At 26.6% G+C, this 20,767-nt stretch carries 14 protein-coding genes; 3 read left to right on the plus strand and 11 right to left on the minus strand.

What is annotated here, in order from left to right; translation table 11 throughout:
* Positions 1 to 352 precede the first annotated feature (352 nt).
* The gene (gene rlmD, locus CSGHG_RS09965) at positions 353 to 1,753 is read right to left on the minus strand and encodes a 23S rRNA (uracil(1939)-C(5))-methyltransferase RlmD (protein WP_010294627.1); all 1,401 of its coding nucleotides are present in this window, start codon (positions 1,751 to 1,753) and stop codon (positions 353 to 355) included.
* A 374-nt stretch (positions 1,754 to 2,127) separates the two neighbouring features.
* Here rlmD and CSGHG_RS09970 point away from each other — a divergent pair, with 374 nt between their 5' ends.
* Both CSGHG_RS09970 and CSGHG_RS09975 read left to right on the plus strand, forming a co-directional pair.
* Positions 2,128 to 3,042 (plus strand): transposase, encoded by a 915-nt coding sequence (locus CSGHG_RS09970; RefSeq protein ID WP_010294630.1) that lies wholly within the window; start codon positions 2,128 to 2,130, stop codon positions 3,040 to 3,042.
* Between the two features lie 384 nt (positions 3,043 to 3,426).
* Positions 3,427 to 4,449 carry a threonine aldolase family protein gene (locus tag CSGHG_RS09975; protein WP_010294632.1) on the plus strand — a complete coding sequence of 341 codons (1,023 nt, stop codon included), beginning with the start codon at positions 3,427 to 3,429 and terminating at the stop codon, positions 4,447 to 4,449.
* Positions 4,450 to 4,665: 216 nt separating this feature from the next.
* On the opposite strand, the gene CSGHG_RS09980 is transcribed toward CSGHG_RS09975, so the two are convergent.
* The 6 genes from CSGHG_RS09980 to CSGHG_RS10005 all read right to left on the minus strand — a co-directional run bounded on the left by CSGHG_RS09980 (position 4,666) and on the right by CSGHG_RS10005 (position 13,489).
* The gene (locus CSGHG_RS09980; RefSeq protein WP_010294634.1) at positions 4,666 to 5,025 is read right to left on the minus strand and encodes a DUF1540 domain-containing protein; all 360 of its coding nucleotides are present in this window, start codon (positions 5,023 to 5,025) and stop codon (positions 4,666 to 4,668) included.
* Between the two features lie 171 nt (positions 5,026 to 5,196).
* Entirely contained in the window at positions 5,197 to 7,230 is a 2,034-nt protein-coding gene (locus CSGHG_RS09985; protein ID WP_010294638.1) for a methyl-accepting chemotaxis protein, read from the minus strand.
* A gap of 572 nt (positions 7,231 to 7,802) precedes the next feature.
* The gene (pyk, locus tag CSGHG_RS09990) at positions 7,803 to 9,569 is read right to left on the minus strand and encodes a pyruvate kinase (RefSeq protein ID WP_010294642.1); all 1,767 of its coding nucleotides are present in this window, start codon (positions 9,567 to 9,569) and stop codon (positions 7,803 to 7,805) included.
* A 110-nt stretch (positions 9,570 to 9,679) separates the two neighbouring features.
* Positions 9,680 to 10,651: a 6-phosphofructokinase gene (pfkA, locus tag CSGHG_RS09995; protein WP_010294645.1), complete on the minus strand. Its 972-nt coding sequence runs from the start codon at positions 10,649 to 10,651 to the stop codon at positions 9,680 to 9,682.
* 594 nt (positions 10,652 to 11,245) lie between these two features.
* Entirely contained in the window at positions 11,246 to 11,758 is a 513-nt protein-coding gene (locus tag CSGHG_RS10000) for a hypothetical protein (protein ID WP_010294646.1), read from the minus strand.
* Between the two features lie 111 nt (positions 11,759 to 11,869).
* Positions 11,870 to 13,489, minus strand: coding sequence for a carbon starvation CstA family protein (locus CSGHG_RS10005; RefSeq protein ID WP_010294648.1), 1,620 nt, complete (start codon positions 13,487 to 13,489; stop codon positions 11,870 to 11,872).
* A 490-nt stretch (positions 13,490 to 13,979) separates the two neighbouring features.
* Here CSGHG_RS10005 and CSGHG_RS21900 point away from each other — a divergent pair, with 490 nt between their 5' ends.
* Entirely contained in the window at positions 13,980 to 14,570 is a 591-nt protein-coding gene (locus tag CSGHG_RS21900) for a GNAT family N-acetyltransferase (protein ID WP_162130914.1), read from the plus strand.
* A gap of 336 nt (positions 14,571 to 14,906) precedes the next feature.
* On the opposite strand, the gene CSGHG_RS24655 is transcribed toward CSGHG_RS21900, so the two are convergent.
* The 4 genes from CSGHG_RS24655 to CSGHG_RS10030 all read right to left on the minus strand — a co-directional run.
* A complete protein-coding gene (locus CSGHG_RS24655) occupies positions 14,907 to 15,038 on the minus strand; it encodes a hypothetical protein (protein WP_268869857.1) in 132 nt (43 codons plus the stop codon).
* Positions 15,039 to 15,267: 229 nt separating this feature from the next.
* Positions 15,268 to 18,849, minus strand: coding sequence for a DNA polymerase III subunit alpha (locus CSGHG_RS10020; protein WP_010294652.1), 3,582 nt, complete (start codon positions 18,847 to 18,849; stop codon positions 15,268 to 15,270).
* A 46-nt stretch (positions 18,850 to 18,895) separates the two neighbouring features.
* Entirely contained in the window at positions 18,896 to 19,447 is a 552-nt protein-coding gene (locus CSGHG_RS10025; RefSeq protein ID WP_010294654.1) for a class D sortase, read from the minus strand.
* Between the two features lie 798 nt (positions 19,448 to 20,245).
* Positions 20,246 to 20,767 (minus strand): hypothetical protein (locus tag CSGHG_RS10030; RefSeq protein ID WP_010294656.1); only part of this gene is annotated, 522 nt, incomplete at its 5' end.

A 20,767-nucleotide genomic window follows, 5' to 3' on the forward strand; every position in this document is an offset into this window, starting at 1 on the left:
CATACTATTATTCAACGACATAAAGATCAAATTAATAGACAACTCTATCTCACTATAAATGCGGAATCATTTCAAATAGATTTGCATATTTATATTCAATAAATTTCCTTTTTAGTTTTTCTCATACTATTATTACATTACTTATATTAAAAGTAAAGTATTTCACAAACACAATAAATAGCTAAAACTATACGGTGTCATAGTAATTTATCAACAAACCGGTATACTTATACACATTTAACATCTGAATTTTCCTGTAATAGTGTTGACAGATTTTAAAAAATAAATTACCACCATATATAAAATTATGGTGGCAATTTGATAAAAATATCCCTTTATGTTTTATTTAATCTTATAAATTCAATAGTTTAGCTTTTTCTAATTTAACTACAGTTTCAACATGAGCAGTTTGTGGAAACATATCTACTGGTTGTATTTCTAAAGTTTTATATCCTAGTTGTTGTAATATATTTAAATCTCTTGCTAATGTTGCTGGGTCACAAGATACATAAACTATTTTTTTTGGTGCCATTTTAGCTATTGAATGTAATAAACTTTCTTCACAGCCCTTTCTTGGTGGATCAACAACTACTACATCTGCTTTAATTCCTTTTTCTATTAATTTAGGAATCTCATTTTCAGCTTCTCCCACTATAAACTCTGTATTTGTAACATTATTTTCTTCTGCATTTTTTATAGCATTTTGTATAGCTTGAGGTATTATCTCTACCCCATAAACTTTTTTAGCATTTTGTGATAAGAATAGTGAAATTGTTCCAGTTCCGCAGTAAGCATCAAATACAATTTCATCTCCTTGTAAATCGGCATATTCTAAAGCTTTATTATATAGAACTTCTGTTTGTATTGAATTTATTTGGAAAAATGATAATGGAGATATATTGAACTTAAATTCTCCTATAAAATCAGTTATAGTATCTTTTCCATACAAAGTTTTACACTTTTGACCTAGTATTACATTAGTTTGCTTATTATTTATGTTTTGTATAATACTATCTATTCCTTCAATATTATCTTTTAACATACTAACCAATTCTTCTGAATATGGAATACTATTTCCATTAGTAACTACAACTACCATTACTTCTTCAGTTTTAAATCCTTTTCTAATCATTATATGTCTAACTATTCCACTATTCGTTTTTTCATCATAAGTTTGTATATTAAATTTTTTCATCCATTCTTTTACTACTCTTATAACCTTATCTCCAACTTCATCTTGTATGTAACAACATTCCATATTTATTATGTCATGACTTCTTGGGGCATAGAATCCAACAACGATTTCACCATCTTTATTCTTTCCTACTGGAAGTTGAACTTTATTTCTATAGTTATATGGGTTTTCCATACCTATAGTATTATGTATTTTTACATCTTCTAACTTACCAATTCTTTTAATAACATCTCTTACTCTTTCAGTTTTGAAACTTAATTGAGCTTCATATGTACTATGTTGAAGATTACAACCACCGCATCTTTTATATGTACTACAGACTGGTTCAGTTCTTGATTCAGATGAAGACAGCACTTCTATAAGCTTTCCTACACCATAATTCTTATTAATTTTTATTAATTTAATTTTTACTGTTTCATCTTTTAAAGCTCCTTCAACAAAAACAGTAAAATTATCTATTTTTCCAACACCTTCACCTTGATGACCACTATTCTCTATTTTTATTATATACTCCTTATTCTTTTCAACGGTACAATTCAATATATTATTTTTACCCATAAAATCACCTTTCCTAAATACACATTAAATAACTGTGCATTGAATTTTATATAAATGCTTAAATTGATTATTCCCTTTATTTTTTCAATTATAACTTATTTATTCTATTCCATAGTGAAACAATTATTTATTTTTATAATTTAAATTACTCTCTATAAAACAGTACATCCATATATTTTAACAAACTTTCTTTTAATTTAAAAGAAATTAACCATATATAGATTTTTAAATTTTTATTCAAGTTATTACTCTCGATTAAAAACATCTATACTGTCAATACTCATAATAAAACAAGCTTTATTTATCAATTTAAAGCCATATAAGATTCTTATGTTATTTATGACATAAAATAGATATTTAAGGAGTGTATTAAAGTGGGAAGATATGCAAGAAAAAAAGCACCTCATGCCATATACCATATTATTATAAAAAGTGTGAAGGACAGGTTATTATTTAATTGTGATGATGATAAAAATATGTTTATGATTAAACTAAAAGAAAGTCAATTAAAGTATCCATTCAAATTATATGCATTTTGTTTAATGGATAATCATGCACATCTACTTATAGATTCACAGAATCAAGATATTTCTGTAATAATGAAAAGTTTAAATTTAAGATATGTTAAATTTTATAATAAAAAATATGATTTAGACTCTAGACTATGCAAGGAAAGATTTAAAAGTGAAATGATTACTACTGATGAGTATTTAATAAATGCTTCTATGTATATTCATAGAAACCCAAAAGATTTACCAGGATTTTTAGAACGACCACAAGATTATGTATTTTCAAGTATGCGTGTTTATTTAGGAGGCAAAGATGAATTTGATGTTTTAGATGTTGATATGATACTAGAAATAATGTGTAAAAATAAAAGAAAAGCTAGAAAAGAATATAAAGAAGTATTTGAAGCTACAATGAATCAACAAATATCAAACTTTAAAGATATAAAATTAAAATTTAAAATTAAAGATGAAAAATTTACTAATGAAAAAGGCATATTAAAACCTGAATTATCAATAAAAGAAATTACTAATTTTGTAGCCAAAGGAGAAAATTTAAATCCGAATGAAATTTTCATCAAAAATAGAAGTAGAAATCAAAATGCAAGAGCAATGATTTCTTTACTTGCAACAGCACTTTGTGGAAAAACCTGCAAAGAAATAGCTGCAATTTTAGGCAACCTAACTTCTAGTAGAGTGTCACAACTTGGCAACAAAGCAATTGAACTAGTTTTAACCAATAACAAATACAAAATGCTCTTTGAAAAATTTATAAATTTTTAATTTTTATTGAAAATAATATCTATAAAAATTTTAAAATAATTTTATGATGAAGAATAATAATAAAATGGACAAGCTTATGTTTTACTACCATAATTGAAACTTATTTAAATATTTTTCATTATTATAAGTGACACTCATTAAATATTTTTAACAACTTAAATACTTGTAATAGTACTTACACTTACCTATGGTGACAGTTATTTATTATTTCATATTATTTTTTTATTTTTATTAATTAATAACTGTCACTTTAAATATATTATTATATTATTAAATTAAATAAAAATAGTTGAATTTTAAAAATTCTTTACTTATACTTCAATTAAATAATATTTTATAATTTTAGCTGAATAACCTAAAAAATAAATACAAAGGAGATTTATAATGTTATATAGTTTTAAAAATGATTATAGTGAAGGTGCGCATCCCCAAATTTTAAACTCTTTAATAGAGTCAAATCTTACCCAAGAAGAGGGGTATGGAAATGATACACATACCCAAAATGCCATTTATAAAATAAAAAGCTTAATAGATAATAAAAATATTGATATTCATCTAATTTCTGGTGGTACCCAAACAAACTTAATTGCAATTGGTGCTTTTTTAAAGCCTTATGAAGCATGTATATCTGCAAATACAGGACATATTGCTGTCAATGAAACTGGTGCAATTGAATATACTGGACATAAAGTTATCACAGTAGATTCAAATGATGGAAAGGTAACTCCAAATAAAATTGAAGAAGTTTTAAATTCTTATGGAAATGAACATGTAGTTAAACCCAAACTTGTATATATCTCCAATCCTACAGAACTAGGTACTGTCTATACAAAAAATGAACTAAAAACATTAAGCGAGTTTTGCAAATCTAATAACCTAATTTTATATGCAGATGGTGCAAGACTTGGTTGTGCACTTTGTGTTAAAGATGCAGATTTAACACTATCAGATATGTGCGATTTTACAGACTCATTTTTTATTGGGGGAACTAAAAATGGTGCCCTTCTTGGTGAAGCTTTAGTTATTAAAACTGATTTTTTAAGAGAAAATTTTAGATATCATCTAAAACAAAAAGGTGCTCTACTTGCAAAAGGAAAACTTCTTGGGATACAATTCGAGGAATTATTTAAGGATGACCTTTACTTTCAATTAGCAAATCATTCTAATATTATGGCAAATCATTTAGCTAATGGGTTAAAAGAAGCTAACTGTGAATTTTTAATTGATTCTCCAACGAATCAGATTTTTCCTATACTAGAAAATAATTTAATTGAAAAATTACAAAAAAAATTTGGCTTCTATGTATGGAAAAAAATAAATGATACTCATTCAGCTATTAGATTAGTTACATCTTGGGCTACAAAAGAAGAAGCTGTAACTGAATTTATAAATGAAGTTAAAAAATAAAAGTAACTTATTATATTTGAGTGACAATTATTAATTAATGATTGTCACTCAAATACTTTGTTTGCAATATTTAATGAGTGTCACCTTATGTAAAGTTAAGTTAATTTATTTTATATATTTAATGTCTGTCACCTTATAACACCAAAAGAAAGAACTATATTCTTAAAGCTATAGTTCTTTCTTTACACATATAAAAATATACAAGAATACCAATCTCTATTTTTTAAATGTTGAACATTCTGTTCTTGTGCTTGACAATGCAGTTTGACCATTTATTTGTATGTAATCTGCTGAACATACATTTCCTATGTTATATACGCAATTTCTTGCATCACATTCTATTTTGGGATACATTTCTATAGACGTATTAGTAAATGCTTGTTTTATTTCGCCTTGAATATTCATATTAAACATGTTAGCTAATGAATTTTTAAGTCCCTTTTCAGCGAAGGAATCACATTGAGTAAATGCACTACTTTCAGCATTTCCCCCTCTTATTTTAATTACACTGGCGCCACACAATCCATTAGCATTATATAAACAATTTTGGGCATTACAACTTAAACTTCCATTCATAAAATCACATCCTTATTTAAATTCTTTTAAATAATAGGTTTACCTATCTATATTGTGTGAAATGAGGAAAATTTTATGTATGAAAATTAAAAGTTAATATTTATTTTAATTTATAGCAATAAAACTCTAATTAAATTTTAGTTTTTAAAATTTAATTAGAGTTTTATACTTTTAATCTACTTTAAATAATTCAACTGTTTCTTTCATAGTTTTAGTCATATCAGTTAAGTTTAATGCTGAACTTGCAACTTCTTCTGATGACGCATTCATTTCTTCTGCTATTGCAGCAATTTCTTGTGATGATGCTGAAATTTCTTGTGATATAGACATAACGTTCTGTACTTTTTCATTTATACTTTCTTTACTTGTAACTATTTCTCTTACTAACCCCTGACTATCTGTAATTTTAGGCGTTATATTATTTACAGCTTCTTTTATTTTCTCAAAGCTACCTACAGCACCATTTATGATTTCACTTTGAGATTCTATCTCTCCTTTAACAATTTCTGTAGTTTGAACCATTATTCCTGTTTCATTAAATACAGTGTTTAATAATTTAGTTATACTATCTGCTGATATTTTGCTTTGTTCTGCAAGCTTTCTTATTTCATCTGCTACAACAGCAAATCCTTTTCCACTTTCTCCTACTCTTGCAGCTTCTATAGCTGCATTTAAAGCAAGTAAATTAGTTTGTTCTGATATACTATTTATAAGAGTTATAATCTCATTTATCTTATTTATATTTTCTTCAACAGATTTTACCTTGTCAACTAAACTTCTAAAACCATCATTTACATTTGATACCGAAACTGTAACCCTTTGCATATCACCGTTGCTTTTTTCAGATAAAGTATAAATTTCCTTATTTTCACTACCTATTTCATTTATAGATAACATAACCTTTTCTATCCTATGGTTGAAATCTTCAAGCATTGAAACCATGCTACTTACATCTTCAGATTGATTTTGAATTCCAGTGGAAACTTCTTGAATTGAATTTGCAACTGAATCAGTTGAACTTGCCATTTCTTCAGATATACTAGCTAAATTTTCACTATAGTTATCTATATTTTCTGCATTTTCTCTTATAGATTTTATAGTAGAACTTACAGAACCTTGCATAATTTTCATTGCTTTTCCCATTATTCCAAGCTCATCCGTTCTTTCTATTAACTTTTCATCTATATTGACGGTCATATCTCCATTTCCTATAATATTTAATGCATTAGTAGCATTTTTCAGTCCCTTATTTATAGATTTAATTTGATACATTATAAGAATACTACCTATAACTAAACAAATTAAAGCTGCAACAAAGGAACTTACTTGTATTGTTTTAACATCCTTTAAAACTTCATTTTTTTCTATCTTAATTCCTAATGTCCAATCAGTATCAAGAATATTGTTATAACTTAAAAAAATATTTTTACTACCATTGTTGTATAATTCTATACCTTTTTCATTTTTAATCATATTATCTAAAACTTTATCAAAGCCTTTTAAGCTTTCTTCTGTTTTACAAGCTTCTTTTAAATTTACTGTTCCTATACGAGATATATCTTTATCCCCTACAATTGCACCATCATTACCTACAATAAAAGCTTCTCCTGTCTCTCCTATTTGAATATTTTTTACAATTTCATTAAAAAAGTCTGCCTTTTCAATTGCAACTAATACATTTATAATTTGTCCATTTCGATCTTTTATTGGTGATGCATATGCACTAACTATTGCTCCATTATCTTTTTCATTAATACTAGGACTTGGCGCACTTACAGATACTTTCCCACCTAACGCTTCTTTGAAATATTCTCTTTTACTTATATTAGTACTACTATCATTAAATTTAATATTTCCATCCTTATCAGCTATACCGATTCTTAAAAATCCATTTAACTTTAAAACTGACTCTAATGTTTTTAATTTTTCATCTACCGATAATTTATCATCTATCACCAAATCATTTGCAGATAAATTTTCAACAGCTTTTTTACTTATTTCTAATTTTTCATGTATGTATTTTGAACTCATTTCTGTAGTTTGTGGTAATGTCGAGTTTAATAACCTATTCAATGCATTTTTAGCTATAAAACTTGATATCACAGATAAAGATGTACATATAGCAAAAGTTACTAATAAAAATACTGTTAGTAACTTAGCTCCTATGCCTTTAGGCTTAAAAAAATTTTTAATTTGTTTTTTCATTACACTCACCTACTTAAATTACTTTTAGTTAGATTTTTTTAAAAGCTTGTTTTACATATATGCTTTTTCTCGTGTATTTTTATGAATTCTTTATTATAATTAAAATTTGTTTTTATAATAGATACTATTATAGAGAAACAAACTCCAATTTAAATTTATTCAATAACTTTAAAATATTTCCATATAAAATTTAGTGTTAGGTTCTAAATGTTTCAAATCATGTCTCACTACTTTACTTATCCAAGTTTTAGAATAGATAATTTTTAAAATCAACTTGAAACATTATAATATACTAAAATAAAAAAAACACCCATGATGGGTGTCAATAATAAATCAGTTGCCTATTATATTCTTTTTAATTTTATCCATGTTTTTACAACTTTATTCACTATAACAACATAAATAAATTAAAATACAATATAATATTATATCAAAAAAATAATATAATAAACAGTAGATTTTATTTTTTATATTTATTTCTATGTTAACTTTTTTAGAACTAATGAAATATCTAAAATATTATCTATATTTTTCATAAAATAATTTACTTTTATATACTTATATTTAAACTTTTAGTGACTAATATTAGCTCTTCCAGAGTAAACTATTCCTACACCTTTATTTGAATGTAATGTTATAAATGCTCCAGTCTTTATTATTTCCATGGCATCCACTGCACTATATATTATTGGAATATCTTTTGCTGTGCAATCAATAACTACACTTGAGCTCATCTCATCCTCTTCAACAATTATTCCTGAAACTTTATCTATAACTTCACAGTATTCTCTACCTAATCTTTTTACGACAAGAATTTCTCCTTCATCTATGTTATCTATTGCTTCCTTGACATTATCCACACATAATGCTGTTCCATAAGCTGTAGTCTCTATAGTTCCTGTTCCTTGAATTAATATATCGCCAATAACATGAACTTTCATCATATTAGTACTTCCTACAAAGTTAGCTGGGATACCTGCTACCATTACAACTAAATCCCCTCTTTTTACATATCCTTTTTCTAATGAAACTTTTGCACAGTTTTCCATAAGTTCATCTGTATTATCTATTTTTTCTGCTTGTATAGCATAAACGCCCCAATTTAATGCTAAACTTCTAGCAACTCTTTCACTTGGTGTTACTGCTATTATTGGACACTTAGGTCTATATTTAGATACTTGTTTAGTTGTGTGTCCACTTTGTGTTGCAGTTATTATTGCTGATGCATTTAATTCTGCTGCTGTTGTACAAGTAGCTAAACTTATAGCATTAGAAACATTTGGTATATGACTTTTTCTACTATAGTTTAATTTTGAATCATAATTTATATAATTTTCTGATGTTCTTGCAATGTTTGCCATTGTCTTTACAACTTCAACAGGATATTTCCCATTTGCAGTTTCTCCACTTAGCATTATAGCATCTGTTCCATCAAATATAGCATTTGCAACATCAGAAGCTTCAGCTCTTGTAGGTCTTGGATTTCTTATCATAGAATCTAACATTTGAGTTGCTGTTATTACAGGTTTTCCAGCTATATTACATTTCTCTATTATCATCTTTTGTACTACAGGAACTTCTTCTGCTGGTATTTCAACACCTAAGTCACCTCTAGCAACCATTATTCCATCAGAAAATTTTATTATATCATCTATATTATTTACACCTTGTCTATTTTCTATTTTAGAAAATACTTGTATATGTTCTGCTCCTGCCTTAGATAAAACCTTTTTTATATCTAAAACATCAGAAGCTTTTCTTATAAATGAAGCGGCTACTACATCAACATCATTTTCAGCTCCAAACCTTAAATCAGCTATATCTTTTTCAGTTAATGCTGGCAGATTTATTGCCACATTAGGAACATTAATACCTTTATTGTCACCAATAACTCCAGTATTTTTAACTATTGTATATACTTTAGTTCCTTCTATTCTTTGGACCTCTAAAGCAACAAGTCCATCATTAATTAATATAGTATCTTTAGGTTCAACATCTTCATATAAATTTCCATAAGTAACAGAGCATTTAGTTTCATCACCTATAATTTCTTCCTTACAATGTATAACAAACTCGTTATCTTGTGTTAATTCTACAGTTCCATTTTCAAATTTATGTGTTCTAATTTCTGGACCCTTTGTATCTAATACTATAGCTATATATTTTTTCAGTTCACTTCTAGCTTCTTTTATCATATTAATTCTATTTTTATGTTCCTCATGGCTACCATGAGAAAAATTAAGTCTTGCTGCGTTCATTCCACACTTCATAAGCTCTTTTATAATTTCTTTATCATCTGTTGTTGGTCCTATGGTGCATACTATTTTAGTTTTTTTCATATTTTTTTGCCTCCTTAATAAATAGACTTAAACTTTTGTTTATCCTATTTCTCTCCTATCGATTTAATATTTTTTCATTAAGTTTAATAATATTTTTTCCATACAGTTTATTAGTATGATAAAATTCGTGCTATATGATACAATCTTTTATCAAAGGTTTTTTCCATTTCTAAAGCTTCTTTTATATCCATATCTATTATTTGACCATTTTTAGTTCCTACAGCTCTCCCACTTGCACCTTCCATTAAAAGTTCTACAGCTCTTACTCCTAATTTTGAAGCAAGTATTCTATCAAATGCACTTGGGTTTCCACCTCTTTGAATATATCCAAGAACTGTTGCTCTACACTGAAGTCCAGTTACATCTTCTAAATCTTTTGCTAATTTTTCTGCTCCACCTATATTTTTTGCAACACCTTCTGCTAATATTATTAAATTGTGAAGCTTTCCTTTTCTTTTACCTTCAAATATAGAAGTACATATTTCTTCAAAACTAAATTCTACTTCTGGTATTATTACGCTTTCTGCTCCACCTGCAATTCCTGCAAATAAAGATAAGTCTCCACATTCTCTTCCCATAACTTCAATTATACTAATTCTTTGATGTGAAGTAGATGTATCTCTAATTTTATTTATACAATCTAATATTGTATTTAATGCTGTATCAAAACCTATTGTGTAATCTGTATATGATAAGTCGTTATCTATTGTTCCTGGTATTCCTATTACTGGCACACCTAGTTCTGATAAGAGTTTCGCACCTTTAAAAGAACCATCACCACCAATTACCACAAGTCCATCTATTTTAAAAATATCCATTACCTTTTTAGCACGTTCTCTTCCCTCTGGAGTTCTAAACTCTTCGCTTCTAGCAGTTTTAAGTATTGTTCCACCTCTGTGAATTATATCTGATACGGAAAATCTTTGCATTTCAACAATATCGCCTTCTATAAGACCATTATATCCATTTTGTATTCCTAAAACTCTTAAGTTATTATCTGTACCCATTCTTACTACTGCTCTTATTGCTGCATTCATAGCTGGAGCATCTCCACCACTTGTTAAAACACCTATAGTTTTCATTAATAATGCCTCCTTTGCTTCTTACTTTTTATTAATTACATTTTGTTAAATTTAAAAATTATTTATATGAATTTTTTAGCATTGTAATAATTAAATTAAAATTTTGACAAATTAAATTATGTGCATATTATAGGGTCCTAAGCTTAATTTTAAACTTATTCATTTATTGATGAGAAAATTCAAATTAGTATTTTACTCATAATTAATATCTTAGTTTATTTAAAAGTTGTGATGATTACTAATAATTATATTTCTAATAATAAAAATAATTTTGAGTTTTAAAATTCATTTTTAGTTTTCTCTATTACTTTTAACTAACTTATTAATTTAATTTTTTCCTCTTATTAATTTGACCAAAAATATAAACTTTAAAACAAAAATTTCCATAACTTTATACTTTAAATTTTAAGCAAATTAAAAGATTTAATCAATAACTTTTAAAACTTTTGTTTATTAATTAATCTGTATTTATATTCTCCAACCTAAAAAATATAAATACATTTTAGCATAGTTATTCTATATATTATTATAAAGCAAATTTCAAAGATTTATTAGATTATATTTTGAATAAGATATTAATCTTTAAATATACTATTATACAACATTTTCTAATTTATTTAAGTATATTTTCTCTAATTCCTTTGCTTTCTTGCTTGTATACACCTTTTCTTTTTCTAAATCAATAACAACTAACCTTACTTCTGTTATACCATAAAAATAGAAACAATGAGTCTTTTCACATTTGAATTTTTTTATAGCTTGTACAGTGTTTGGGGAAAGTGTTTTTTTACAAAGCAATATTAATGTAATATTACTTTTTTTATGTTCAATATGTGGTTTTACAATTTCTTTTACTAAGTTTTTACTATGTTGTGAGAATTCATCTACTATTTTTTCGTCTAAATTATCAATTTTCTTAACAAGACAATATTCATTAACCTCAAACTTATCAATTATATCCTTTTTAGTTATAAAACTTCTTCCTGCAACATCTTTATAATGTGCATATAAATCATACTTTTTTTTACTAATTGTTTTATTCTTTGTAACTTGAAAATTTTTTTCATACATTTGTTCTAACTTTTTCATATAAGCTATTGAGTTCATATTAAAATTCTCCTAATAAATTAATCAGAATATAAAATTTGAAAGAAACTAGCTATTTATTTTATTAATTGCTAGTTTCTTTCTATAATAAAATTAAAATCAGTTTACTTTTTAATTAGTTTTTGCATTGTTTTTTAAAATCTTTAATTGTCTATATGACTCTACCAATAACATTATTGCTACTATTAACAATAATGCTCCTAATATTCCTAAGATTATGCTACCACCTGTAAATAGGTTTTGATATATTAATATTAAAAGTGCTGATACTGTTACTATAAACATAAATATCATAGGTATTATTGCCATAGTATAATTTTTTCCAACCTTCATAAGCCATGTACTTAGTGCTAATAATGCTAAAGCTGCTAAAAGTTGATTTGCAGATCCAAATATAGGCCAAATCTTAGTATATCCATATAATGTTAATAAACCTGATGCTGCTACTGTTATTATAGTTGCAAACCATTTATTACAACAAACTTTTTTTATTTTTTTATCAGAATCTGAAAAAGTTTCTTGGAAAATATATCTTCCTATTCTTGTTGCTGAATCCAAACTAGTTAGTGCAAAAGATGCAAATGTTAGCATAATAAAAACTTTCCCTACTTTTACTGGCACCCCAAAGCTACTCATAAAATTTGCAATACCACTAGCAAATACAGCTGCCGGTGCACCTTCTACACCTTTAAATGAGGCTACAGCTATTAATGCTATAACTGCAACTATTCCCTCTATAAGCATTGCACCATATCCTACAAGTTTTGCATCTCCCTCTTTATTTATTTGTTTTGAAGATGTTCCAGAACCTATAAGAGAGTGAAAACCAGAAACTGCACCACAAGCTACAGTTACAAATAAAAATGGAAATAAGGTTTCACCTTTTGCAGTTGTAAACCCTGCAAAGCTTGCAATTTCTAAAGTAGGATTACTTACAAATATTCCTATTGTTCCTAAAATCAACATTGAATATAGTAAAAATGAACATAAATAATCTCTTGGCTGAAGCAATATCCAGACTGGTAAAATTGATGCTGCTGCTATATATATTATAAGTACTACCATCCATGCCCCTTTAGATAATTTAATTATTGGGAATAAGTATCCAACCCATACACATAAAAATAATAAAATAACTCCAACTACCGTTGATATACCTACACCTTTACCTTTTTTATTAACAAAAAATCCAAACCCTACTGCTAATATAATGAAAAGCATTGATGCTGTTCCCGCCTGTGCACCAGCTAAATTTTCTGGGTCATATGCAAATGAACTTGCACATATATCAGTAAATGCTGCAACAACTAAAATTAATGTAGACCATGCAAAAATATTAAATAATAATTTTCCTTTTTCTCCTAAAGTAGTTTTTATTATCTCTCCTATGCTTTTTCCATCATGTCTTATTGATGCGAAAAGTGAACCAAAATCATGTACTCCTCCAACAAACACACTACCTACTAATATCCATAAATACACTGGTAGCCATCCAAATACTGAAGCAACAATTGGCCCAGTTATAGGTCCTGCACCTGCTATAGATGAAAAGTGATGTCCTAACAAAACTCTTGCATCAGCAGGCACATAATCCACATTATCAAACTTAGTATGTGCAGGTGTCTTTCTATTAAGGTCTATACCCCACTTTTTAGCAAGCCAACTTCCATAGGTTAAATAAGCGACAATAAATATCACTATAGCTCCTAAAAGCAAAACTATAGCATTCATAAAAAAGCCTCCTTTAATATAATATTGAACATGTAAAATAACACTTATAAAATCCCAATACAAATTTTGTAGAAATTTATATTAAAATGATTTTCTAAATGTTTTTAACACATCCTATGTATAAAATTTCAAGTTCTATTTTTTTTGTTCTTTACAATATATATATTTATTTACTTTTCATTTATGTGTAATAAAAAAAATTAAAGATTTAAATATAAAATAAACTATATCTATTGTCAAAAATATAATAAAAAATGATTAATTTAAGAATCTAATAAAATATGCTTCTATATAATCCTTTTAAAGAAAAGATTTTATTATTTTAGCTGTTTACTATAAAGAAATCATTAAATTTATATATGATATAATGTTATTAATTGTAAAATTTATTATTATGTATTCATTTAATGGTAATAAAAATCTGGTACTATATCAGTAACTATTTAATAACGATAGGAGTGAGAAAATGGGTGATTTAAATCTTCGTCTTATGACAGATTCAGAAGTAACATATTGGTACACACAAGAGTTTGAAAAGGATTTTAACTTACAAGAAAGAAAACCTCTAGCTGATATTATAAAACTTCAAAATTCTGGTCAATATGATTTATTAGGACTATTTGATGAACATTCTAATCAAATGGTTGGGTATGCAGCTATTTGGAAATCTCCAAATATAGATTTATTACTCTTAGATTATCTTGGCGTACCTTCACACTTACGCAATAATGGACTAGGAAGTAAAATTTTATTGTACCTTAAAAAATACTACAAAAATAAATATATAATAGTAGAATCTGAACTGCCAGTTTCTGAAGACTCTACTTCTGAAAATAATTTACGTAAGCGTAGAATAAACTTCTATAAAAGAAATGGATTTAAACCCTTATATGAAATGGCTACATGTGGCATGAGATGGCAGGCTTTAATTCTTAGTGATGACATTATATCAAGTCAATCAGAAATCTCTAAGATAATGGATGATCATAAAGCTATCTATGGCAAATCACGAAATGATGTAAAGATTCCAATATATCAAGATGAAGTTCCAACTATGCCTTATTGGATGTTTAAAAAGTAATATTCAATAAATACTTTTACTACATTATATTTTCCAACTTAAGATATTTATATGAAAAAGTACCTATAGATGAAACTATTTTTTATTGCGTCCATTCTATAGGTACCATTTTTAAATCTAACCTTTTTATTAATTCTTTTTTAGATATTTTTTAATAAATTAAGACTTAACTCCAATCAATATTAAATGCTCTTTAAACTTATATATAAACAAATAGCTCCTAATATTGTGCCTCCTAATAATAAACTTAGTATAAAAAACTTTTTAGGTTGAATAATCTTAGATTTTTCTCTATCACTAATAACCATATTTTTATTAAAGAAATGATTAAATAGATCATAATAAATTAAAAACAATAAGTACATAATCATTATTAATTTTTTTACTAATTGGCCATTGCATTATGATTATAGCCCACATTAATATATCTTTTTTATTAAAATATTTCTTATTAATTATTTCCTTCATAAAACCCCTCCCGATTTTACTCTGTATAATTTGTAAACAATACTAAAATAATTATAAAATCTCATAGTCTTTAATTTATATATAGTAAAAACTATGGATAAATATATGTCTATCCATAGTTTTTAAAAGTTGTTCCTTTGTTGTAAAATTTTCTACTCATATTATTGTTATTCTAGCCGTCCAAAATTTACAATATTTAATTAGAATGTGATTTTGAATCCTATAATAACTATTTTTGTTCCATAACTTTTACGTTATTTTCTCCAAAAATATCTTTTAAAAGTTTTATACTATCATACTCATTTTCTAGCCAATAACCTTTGTCTAACAAATATGATTTTCTATCATCAGCTGTACATAAATACACCGGAGTATTACCCTTTAAATCTAAAAATTTTCTTTTTATTTCTTCTGTAGCTAATTTTAACTTACTTTTATCCCCTACAAGAACATATATTTTATCCTTACTTATATTTACTAATGGATCTATCTGTTCACACAAAATTTTATTTTGCTCATCCTCTCGTACAGCAACCCTTCCTTTAACTAATACAACCTCATCTTCATTTAAGAGATTTCTATATCTTTCAAAAGTTTTAGGGAAAACTACAACTTCTATAGCTCCATATAAATCTTCTAAAGTCAAAAATGCCATCATAGTATTATTTTTAGTTATTTTTCTATTTACAGTTGAAATTAACCCTCCAACTATAACCCTATCATTATCGCTTACTTTAGAGTTATCTTCTTCTATATCTATATTATCTTCTAAGTTTTCACTTTTAAGCAAATCTGATATATTATGACTTGTCTGCATTTTTAAAGATTTTTCATAATCATCTAATGGATGACCAGATAAATATATTCCAGTCATTTCTTTTTCCATAGCTAAAATTGCTCTTTTATTAAATTCTTTTATATCAGGAAAATCTACTTCTGAATTTTCATCATCATCTAATATATCTGTAAATAAACTTATTTGACCTTTTACATTTCTCTTTCTTTCATTATTTACACCCTCTAAAACTCTTTCATATACTGCTGAAAGTTTAGAACGATAAATAGCTAAAGAATCAAATGCACCAGATTTTATAAGACTTTCTACTGCTCTTTTATTTACAATAGATGTATCTATCTTATTGCAAAAATCCATAAATCCTGTGAACTTCCCTTTGTCCTCCCTATCTTTAGCAATAGATTCTATAACATTTTCTCCAACGTTTTTTATTGCTGAAAGTCCAAATCTTATACTATTTTCACTTACTGTAAAATCAGAATAACTTTCATTTATATCCGGTGGAAATACTTCTATACCTAATTGATTAGCAAATCTAATATAATATGCCACCTTTTCATTAATTCCTTTTACGGAGTTTAACATTGCTGCAATAAACTCTGCTGGATAGTATCTCATTAAATAGGCTGTTTGATATCCTATTACAGCATAACAAGCAGCATGACTTTTATTGAAAGCATAAGAAGCAAAATCCATCATTTGGTCAAATATTTTATTTGCAGCCTCTTCTGAAATACCATTTCTAATGCAACCTGGCACTTCAACATTACCATCATCATCTACAATACCATAGATAAAGTTTTTTCTTTCCTCTTCCATTACCTTATGCTTTTTCTTTGACATGGCCCTTCTAACCATATCACTTCGACCTAGTGAATATCCACCTAGCTTTCTAACTATTTCCATTACCTGTTCTTGATAAACCATAACTCCATAGGTTACATCTAGTATGTCTTCAAGTTCCTTTGTTTCATACTGAACATTATTAGGATTTCTTTTACTTTCTATATACCTAGGTATCTCAGCCATAGGACCTGGTCTATAAAGACTTATTCCCGCTATAATATCTTCTAGAGAGTCTGGCTTTAACTCCTTCATGAAACTTGTCATACCCGCAGACTCTAGCTGGAATACCCCTACAGTTTTACCTTCACCTATCATTTTATAAACATTTTGATCATCTAAATCAATCTTGTCTAAATCTATATCAATTCCTCTATTTTCTTTTATAAATTTAACACAATCTCTCATTACAGTTAATGTTCTTAACCCAAGAAAGTCCATTTTCAAAAGTCCAAGTTCTTCTAAAGTTCCCATTGTGAATTGCGTAACTATCATTTCCTCATTTTTTTGAAGTGGCACATAGCTTACAAGAGGTTTAGATGCTATAACTACCCCAGCAGCATGAGTTGAACTATGTCTTGGAAGTCCCTCTAAATCCTTTGCCACATCTATAAGTTCTTTAACTCTTTCTTCATCATCATAGGCTTGTTTTAACTCTGGATTCATTTCTAGTGCTTTTTCTATTGTGATATTTAAAACTGTTGGAATCATTTTAGCTATTCTATCAACTTCTGCATAAGGATAATCCATAGCTCTTCCTACATCTCTTATACAAGCTCTTGGAGCCATGGTTCCAAAAGTTATAATTTGAGATACATTATCTTTTCCATACTTTTCAACAACATAATCTATAACCTTTTGTCTTCCTTCATAACAAAAATCTGAATCTATATCTGGCATGCTAACCCTTTCAGGATTTAAAAACCTTTCAAATATAAGTCCATATTTTATAGGATCAATTTTAGTTATATCCAAAGTATATGCAACTATAGCACCTGCAGCCGAACCCCTTCCCGGCCCTGTTGGTACACCATTTTCATTTGCAAATTTTATAAAATCCCAAACTATCAAGAAATAATCTACATATCCCATTTCTCTAATTATTCTAAGCTCATACTCTAATCTATCTATAAGATTTTGAGCCTGTTTATTTTTTTCCCCAATTAAATTAACTTCTTCATAGTTCAAATCTTTATCTTTTAGTACATTAAAAGCATCATATTTTTCTATTAATCCCTCATAGCATACTTTTTTTAAATATTCATAAGCCTCAACGCCTTCTGGTAATGGAAACTTAGGCAATTTAGATTTATGAAATTCATAATCAAAATCACACATTTCTGCAATTTTAACTGTATTCTCCAAAGCTTCTGGTATATATCCAAATGCTTTTTCCATTTCCTCTGGAGACTTTAAATAAAATTCATTAGATGGATATCTCATTCTGTCTTTTTCTTCTACTGTTTTTCCTGTTTGTATACAAAGTAGGACATCGTGAGATTTGGCATCTTTTTTATCTATATAATGTATATCATTTGTACAAACTAACGGTATATCACATTCTTTAGATAACTCTATTAGCATTTCATTTACTTTTAACTGGTCCTCAAGGTTATGATATTGAAGTTCTAAATAAAAACCATCTTTAAATATTCTCTTAAATCTTAATGCAGCCTCTTTTGCTTTTTCTTTATTATTATTAATCAAATGTGATTGAACTTCTCCACCTAAACACGCACTTAACGCTATAATTCCTTCGCTATGATTTTGTAAAAATTCATGATCTATCCTTGGTTTATAATAAAATCCTTCTATAGATGCTTTAGATACTATCTCCATTAAATTCTCATATCCACGCTCATTTTTAACAAGTAGCACTAAATGGTTTGTTTTATTTTCACTACGGTTATCTTTAATAAACATAGAGTTTGATGCTACATAAACTTCACAACCAATTATAGGTTTTATACCTGCTCCCTTAGCTGCTTTATAAAAGTCTACACATCCATACATAACGCCATGATCTGTTATAGCTATACTTTTCATTCCTAGTTCTTTAGTTTTTTCAATTAATTTATTTATTTTACCTGAGCCATCTAAAAGACTATATCCTGTATGCACATGAAGATGAACAAATTTTCCTAAGTCCTCTTTATGTAAATTTTCATTCATATCCATCCTCCTCTCTTATTTTTATTTATGCACTTTAAACTATTAATTACTTTTTAAGACTACCTTTTATAATTAATCTTTCACTTCCATCATCACTACATGTTACAAGGGTTATTGTAGGAGTTGAAGTTTCCTTTAAAACATCCATATTATTAGGCTTTACAATTTCGCTGCCACTTACTTCATAAGTGTAGTTTGAATCATATGTAGTAAATTTTATTATATCACCTTTTTTTAGTTGATCTAATTTTAAAAAGAACTCTCCTGTAGAATAATTTCTATGTCCAGCTAATGCAAAATTTCCATTTTCACCTGCCATTGCAGTATTCAAAAAATGACCTACAGCATAATCAATTGTATCTCCCTCTGTTCCTTCCTTAACTGCTACCTTTAATCCAATATTAGGTATTTCAAGAATTCCAAGAACAGTTGTATCTTCTATTTTCCCCTCTTTTACACTTTTTTCAAAACTTTGAATATACTTATCTTGTGCCTTTTTAGTTTTAAACTTATTATTAGTCCCCATAGCTATCATGGCAATACCTGAAATTAATAAAATTCCAGCTAATCCATTTATCAATATTTTTTTTACACTCAAAATCTATTCTCCTCCTAAAAATAATTACTTTTTATATTATACACCATATGTGATTTAATTTTTATATTCCAAATTATACTATTTGTGTCAAAAGAATTAATTTTTATTTAGCTTTTTAAATTCACAACTCTATTTTAAATATATATTTGAAATTTTTCTTAAGACATCTAAATACTATTTTAATTGTTTCCATAATTATATATTTTAGAATAAAATATATAAAACTAGTAAATAAAAAATAAATTTAACTTTATTTTACTATAAATAAAATTAAATTTAAAACTTTTCTATATGTACAGGAAAATAAGTTGTTAACTAATAAATACAATATTAATCTTTATTTTTTAAACTTGATAAATAAATTTAAAATAAACTTAAAAACCTATAAAACTTTTAAATAAAAAATATAAAATAAATAGTTATTTTAAACTAATATTTTATATTTTTCATTATTAATAAAATTTCACTGCATTTTTATAATATTTTATTCCAAAATACCCTATAAATATATATATGCTATAACAACATATAAGACTGCATAAAGAAGGTATAAATATAGTTCTACCCATTAACTTTTCTACTATTAAGTTTACGAAAACATTATCTAATGTTGCAATTATTAACGGCACTATAAATATGGTTTTTATTTTTTATTTATAATTTTATTTATTGAATTATTTGATACACCTAAATTTTTCAATGTAAAATATTTTTCTTTTTCACTATATACACTATTTATTTGCCTTAATAAAATAGTTCCGCCATTACATATAATTAAAATTAAAAATATAAATCCACCTAAAAAAGCATTGGTCCGTAAGTTTTTAAATCCATTTTATAGCGTCCAATATATGAATTGAAATCTAAATTTTTACCCTTTAATTCATTATATATACCTAAACTACTATCCTCATTTTTTACATCTATAAGCCTATATACATTTGTTTTACCTAAAGATTTAATTTTATTATAAATTTCATCTTTAACTACAACTAAATCCATACCTACTCTTTTATTTATCAATCCTTCATTATATTGTTTTTTTATTTTTAATTTAGTATTATCTTTGCTACTTTGCATATAAGTTCCTTCTATAAAATTATAAAGCCCTACTCCTGCTGACTGTTTAAATATAATACATTCATCACTTTCAAATTCTACTATATTAATATTTTTAACTTTAGATATATATCTGTAATCACTTTCGCTAATAAAATCCATATAACTTTCAACAATTCCACTTTTACTACCTAACACTTGATTTAAATAGTATTTATTATCAAATCTTATTGTTTTTATTGTTTTATCTAATATAATTTT

The organism is Clostridium senegalense JC122, from assembly GCF_000285575.1.
Taxonomy (GTDB): Bacteria; Bacillota; Clostridia; order Clostridiales; family Clostridiaceae; genus Clostridium_J; species Clostridium_J senegalense.

Excerpts from the sequence above, each read along its gene's own strand:
- pfkA (WP_010294645.1), bottom strand. The coding sequence starts at position 10,651 with ATGAAAACTATAGGTGTTTTAACAAGTGGTGGAGATGCTCCAGCTATG.
- pyk (WP_010294642.1), bottom strand. The coding sequence starts at position 9,569 with ATGAAAAAAACTAAAATAGTATGCACCATAGGACCAACAACAGATGAT.
- CSGHG_RS10020 (WP_010294652.1), bottom strand. The coding sequence starts at position 18,849 with ATGAATGAAAATTTACATAAAGAGGACTTAGGAAAATTTGTTCATCTT.
- CSGHG_RS24655 (WP_268869857.1), bottom strand. The coding sequence starts at position 15,038 with ATGAAGGAAATAATTAATAAGAAATATTTTAATAAAAAAGATATATTA.
- CSGHG_RS09975 (WP_010294632.1), top strand. The coding sequence starts at position 3,427 with ATGTTATATAGTTTTAAAAATGATTATAGTGAAGGTGCGCATCCCCAA.
- rlmD (WP_010294627.1), bottom strand. The coding sequence starts at position 1,753 with ATGGGTAAAAATAATATATTGAATTGTACCGTTGAAAAGAATAAGGAG.
- CSGHG_RS10000 (WP_010294646.1), bottom strand. The coding sequence starts at position 11,758 with ATGAACTCAATAGCTTATATGAAAAAGTTAGAACAAATGTATGAAAAA.
- CSGHG_RS10005 (WP_010294648.1), bottom strand. The coding sequence starts at position 13,489 with ATGAATGCTATAGTTTTGCTTTTAGGAGCTATAGTGATATTTATTGTC.
- CSGHG_RS21900 (WP_162130914.1), top strand. The coding sequence starts at position 13,980 with ATGACAGATTCAGAAGTAACATATTGGTACACACAAGAGTTTGAAAAG.
- CSGHG_RS09985 (WP_010294638.1), bottom strand. The coding sequence starts at position 7,230 with ATGAAAAAACAAATTAAAAATTTTTTTAAGCCTAAAGGCATAGGAGCT.
- CSGHG_RS09980 (WP_010294634.1), bottom strand. The coding sequence starts at position 5,025 with ATGAATGGAAGTTTAAGTTGTAATGCCCAAAATTGTTTATATAATGCT.